The 4,184-nt window shown below is 72.8% G+C and carries 4 protein-coding genes; 3 read left to right on the top strand and 1 reads right to left on the bottom strand.

From position 1 onward, the window contains the following. Positions 1-81: 81 nt before the first annotated feature. A complete protein-coding gene (locus ABD329_RS47350; protein WP_198276657.1) occupies positions 82-1,236 on the bottom strand; it encodes a baeRF2 domain-containing protein in 1,155 nt (384 codons plus the stop codon). A 131-nt stretch (positions 1,237-1,367) separates the two neighbouring features. Between ABD329_RS47350 and polX the strand changes: the two genes are divergently transcribed. From polX to ABD329_RS47335, 3 genes are all read left to right on the top strand, one after another. Continuing rightward, complete coding sequence (gene polX / locus ABD329_RS47345; RefSeq protein WP_198276658.1) at positions 1,368-3,113, top strand: DNA polymerase/3'-5' exonuclease PolX; 1,746 nt, start codon at positions 1,368-1,370, stop codon at positions 3,111-3,113. Next, positions 3,110-3,874, top strand: a complete 765-nt coding sequence (locus ABD329_RS47340) for a uracil-DNA glycosylase (RefSeq protein WP_344318202.1) — start codon at positions 3,110-3,112, stop codon at positions 3,872-3,874. Before polX ends, ABD329_RS47340 begins: the two co-directional genes overlap by 4 nt. Positions 3,875-3,964: 90 nt before the next feature. Next, the coding region (locus tag ABD329_RS47335) for a hypothetical protein (RefSeq protein WP_344318201.1) at positions 3,965-4,184 on the top strand (220 nt) is incomplete at its 3' end.

The following is a 4,184-nucleotide window of genomic DNA, read 5'->3' as shown; positions in this document are numbered from 1 at the left end:
CCAAGCGCGGCGCGGCCAAGCGCGGCGCGGCCGAGCGCGGCGAGGAGCGCTGAGGCTCCGCGCCTGGCCCCCGTGCCTCGTTCAGGCGTGCCAGCGCAGCACCGCGCCCAGGCCCCCGGCCGGCCCCTGGAGTCCCTCGGGCACCACCAGCACCTCCGTGTCGGCCACTGTCGCGGAGCGCATCAGCGCGTCGTCCGCGCGGGCGGGCTCGGGTGTTCTGACGCCCATGGCGCGCGCCTGGGAGCGCTGCACGGCCACCTGATCGGCGTCAGGGCCGATCCACACCTCATGGCGCATATCGCCGCCCGTGTGCCCCAGCAGCAGCGTGGCGGCCTGGTGGCGGCGCATAACCTCCACCACCGCCGGTACGCCCTCGGCCGCACCGCTGCTCGGCGGCCCGGTGCCGTCGTGTCCGCTCAGGGCCGGTCCGCCGGGGCGGCCCCGCCCGGCGCGGAAGAGGTCGAGGACCGTCTCGAGATGGGCGCGGGCGTACTCCGCCCGGGCGTGGTCGATCTCGGCGTTCAGCTGCTCTGAGCAACCGGCGGCCCTGCTGCCGTGGCGGGTCTCCTCCGTCCTGGCCCGCAGCGGCTCGGGCAGCCGGTCGCGCACGGCCCGGCGCTCGCGCGGGTCACCGGCCAGGATCAGCAGGTCGGCGTCGGTGTCCGTCCACTGCCGTATCAGCTCGTCGGCCACGCGGTCGGCGGTCTGCTCCCAGGTGTTCCCGACCCGGTTGGCGTAGTGCCACTCGTAGCGGTCGGCGGGCACCGACCGGTGGCCCCGGCCATGCGCTCTCCGGCCCCCGGCGCGCCCCGCGGATCGGGCACCGGTGTCGTCCCGCAGCTCCAGATCGGCCCCCGCCTGGTCGACGAAGGCCACCAGACAGGCCGGCCACTCACCGCGGAACACGGCCAGCGGCGCCACTCGCGGCAGCATCGACCAGGACGTGACCACATCGATCGGGGATGTGGCCAGCGGCAGGTCGAGCACCACCTCGCCGTCCGTGGCGAACAGCGCCCGCCCCGCGGACGTTCTGGCCCATTGCTCACCGGCCAGCCGCTCGATCACCGCGTCACAGGTGGCGCGGTCGGCGCCCTGGCCGGTCAGCTGATCCGCCACGAACCGCTCCCGCAGCCTGCGCCGCCTGGGCGCGTCCTCCGTGCTGCGGGAAGTGTCCATGTACACGCCCGCCCATGGACCGGGGCGGTCGAACAACGGCTTCAGGAATCCAACGTCCATGACCTCCCCCAAACCCGGGGAAACATACGGAGGAAACCGGTCGACCCGACTCGCGCGGACCGCCGTTTCGCTCCTGACACCAGGATCCCTCCACCTCACCGGGATCGCCAGAGCCGACTAAAATCGCTGTCATGGCTCGCTCCAACGAGGAGGTCGAAGCCCTCCTGCGCGAATACGCCGATCTGCTCCTGATCACGGGCGGGGACGCGTACCGGGCGCGTGCGTACGAGAAGGCGGCCCGGGCGATCGGCGGCCACGCGGCCGACATCTCGCAGTTCGACGCGAAGGCGCTGCGGGACATCCCGAACGTGGGCCGGTCGATCGCCGACAAGGTGGTCGAGTATCTGCGCACCGGGACCATGCCCGCCGTCGAGGAGGCGCGCGCCGCGATCCCGGCCGGGGTGCGGGAGCTGACCGCCATCCCGGCACTCGGGCCGAAGAAGGCCATGATCCTCTACGAGGAGCTGGAGATCTCCTCGATCGACCAGTTGGCCCAGGCCATCGAGGACCACCAGCTGCGCGATCTCAAGGGCTTCGGGCCGAAGTCCGAGGAGAACATCCTGCACGGCATCGGGCTGATGCGCGCCGCGGGCAACCGCATCCCGCTCGACGAGGCCATGGACGTGGCCGATGACATCGTCTCCGCCCTGTCCAAGGTGCCCGGCTGCCGCCGGTGTGCCTACGCCGGGTCGCTGCGCCGGATGCGGGAGACCGTGGGCGATGTGGACATCCTGGTGGCGGCGGAGGAATCCGGCCCGTTCATGGAGGCGTTCACCCGGCTGCCGCTCACCTCCGAGGTGATCGCCCACGGCCAGAAGAAGACCTCGATCCGCACCACGAAGGGGCTCCAGGTGGATCTGCGGGTCCTGCCGCTGGACTCCTGGGGCGCGGGACTGCTCTACTTCACCGGCTCCAAGGCGCACAACATCCGCATCCGCGCGATCGCGGTGCGCCATGGCCTCAAGCTCTCCGAGTACGGCCTCTTCGAGACCAAGAGCGGCAAGACCATCGCCTCGCGGAGCGAGGAGGACGTCTACGCCCGGCTCGGCATGGACTGGATCCCGCCGACGCTGCGCGAGGACCGGGGCGAGGTCAAGGCGGCCCTCGAAGGCCAACTCCCCCGGCTGGTCGAGGAGTCCGACCTCCGGGGCGATCTGCACACCCACACCAACCTCACCGACGGTCTTGAATCGCTGGAGGACATGATCGCCAAGGCGGAGCGGCGCGGCTACGCGTACTACGCCATCACCGATCACGCGCCCAAGCTGTACATGCAGCAGATGACCGAGGAGAAGATGCTGGCCCAGCGGGAGCGGGTGCGGGCGCTCGACCGGGGGCGCCGCCGCGGGGACACCCGGCTGCTGCACGGTGTGGAGCTGAACATCGACGTTGACGGGGACGTGGACTGGCCGCCCGACTTCCTCGAGGACTTCGATCTGTGCGTGGCCTCGGTGCACACCCAGTTCGGCATGGACCGCAAGGCCATGACGCGGCGGCTGGTGAGGGCCTGTGAGAACCCGCACGTGCATGTCATCGGCCATCCGACCACCCGGCTGATCGGCAAGCGGCCCGGGATCGACGCCGACTTGGACGAGGTGTTCGCCACCTGCGCCCGCACCGGCACCGCACTGGAGATCAACGCACATCCGGACCGGCTCGATCTGTCGGACGAGAACATCCTGCGGGCCAAGTCGCACGGGGTGGTGTTCGCCCTGGACAGCGACGCCCACTCGACGCGGGATCTGGACAACATGCGGTACGGGGTGGGCATGGCCCAGCGGGGCTGGCTGACCCCGGACGACGTCATCAACACCTGGTCGCTCACCCGGCTGCGGCGTTTCCTGCGCAAGGACACGGGGCACCAGCCCCCAACATGACGACCTCCGAACCCGACCGCTCCTACCCCGCCCGCCAGGCCCCCGGCGCCGAAACCCTCGCCGAGCTGGACGCACGGGTCATCGACTGCCGCGCCTGCCCCCGGCTGGTCCAGTGGCGGGAGGAGGCCGCCCGCACCAAGCGCAGGGCCTACGCCGACTGGGAGTACTGGGGGCGGCCGGTCCCCGGGTTCGGGCCGCCGGACGCCGGGGTCGCGATCGTGGGGCTCGCACCGGCCGCCCACGGTGGAAACCGCACGGGCCGGATGTTCACCGGCGACCGCGCGGGCGACTTCCTCTACGCGGCGCTGTACGACCTGGGGCTGGCCAGCCAGCCGACCGCCACCCACCGCGGTGACGGTCTGGAGCTGTACGGGGTCAGGATCACCTCGCCGGTGCACTGCGCCCCGCCCGCCAACCGGCCCACCCCCGAGGAGCGGGACACCTGCCGCTCGTGGCTGGCCCGGGAGCTGCGGCTGCTGCGGCCGACACTGCGGACCGCGGTGGTGCTCGGCGCCTTCGGCTGGCAGGCCGTGCTGCCCGCCCTGGAGGCGGGCGGCTGGGCCGTGCCCCGGCCACGGCCGGTGTTCGGACACGGCGCGCGGGCCACGCTGCGGGCGGCCGACGACGGGCCGCCACTCACGCTCTTCGGCTGCTACCACGTGAGCCAGCAGAACACCTTCACCGGGCGGCTCACCCCGGCCATGCTGCGCGAGGTGCTCGGCGCGGCGGCGGAGGCGGCGGGACTTCCGGTCTCCAGCTAGGGCCGCGGAGGGCAGTCGTGGAGCCGGAGGGCAGTTGTGGAAGAGGGAGGCCCCGGGCACTGGGGCAGGAGGGCGCCCGGGACCTCGTTCATGGGGTGGGCCGGATCAGTTGAGACCCTGGCCCGCATCGCCGCCGGTGTCACCGGCCCCGGCGGCCGCGCCCGCGTCGCCGGTGCCCGAGTCGCCGGCACCCGCGTCACCGGCTCCGGCGCTGCCCGCGCCCGCGGCGTCACCGGCACCACCAGCCGCGTCACCGGCGCCGCCCGCCGCATCACCCGCGCCACCAGCCCCGTCCCCAGCGCCCCCCCCC

Origin of the sequence: Streptomyces javensis, assembly GCF_039525925.1 — a bacterium.
GTDB lineage: Bacteria > Actinomycetota > Actinomycetes > Streptomycetales > Streptomycetaceae > Streptomyces > Streptomyces asiaticus.
This window is presented reverse-complemented; position numbering and strand designations above follow the sequence as displayed.

What these genes read in the sequence shown, in the direction of transcription:
- ABD329_RS47350 (WP_198276657.1), bottom strand. Translation starts at nt 1,236, where the DNA reads ATGGACGTTGGATTCCTGAAGCCGTTGTTCGACCGCCCCGGTCCATGG.
- polX (WP_198276658.1), top strand. Translation starts at nt 1,368, where the DNA reads ATGGCTCGCTCCAACGAGGAGGTCGAAGCCCTCCTGCGCGAATACGCC.
- ABD329_RS47340 (WP_344318202.1), top strand. Translation starts at nt 3,110, where the DNA reads ATGACGACCTCCGAACCCGACCGCTCCTACCCCGCCCGCCAGGCCCCC.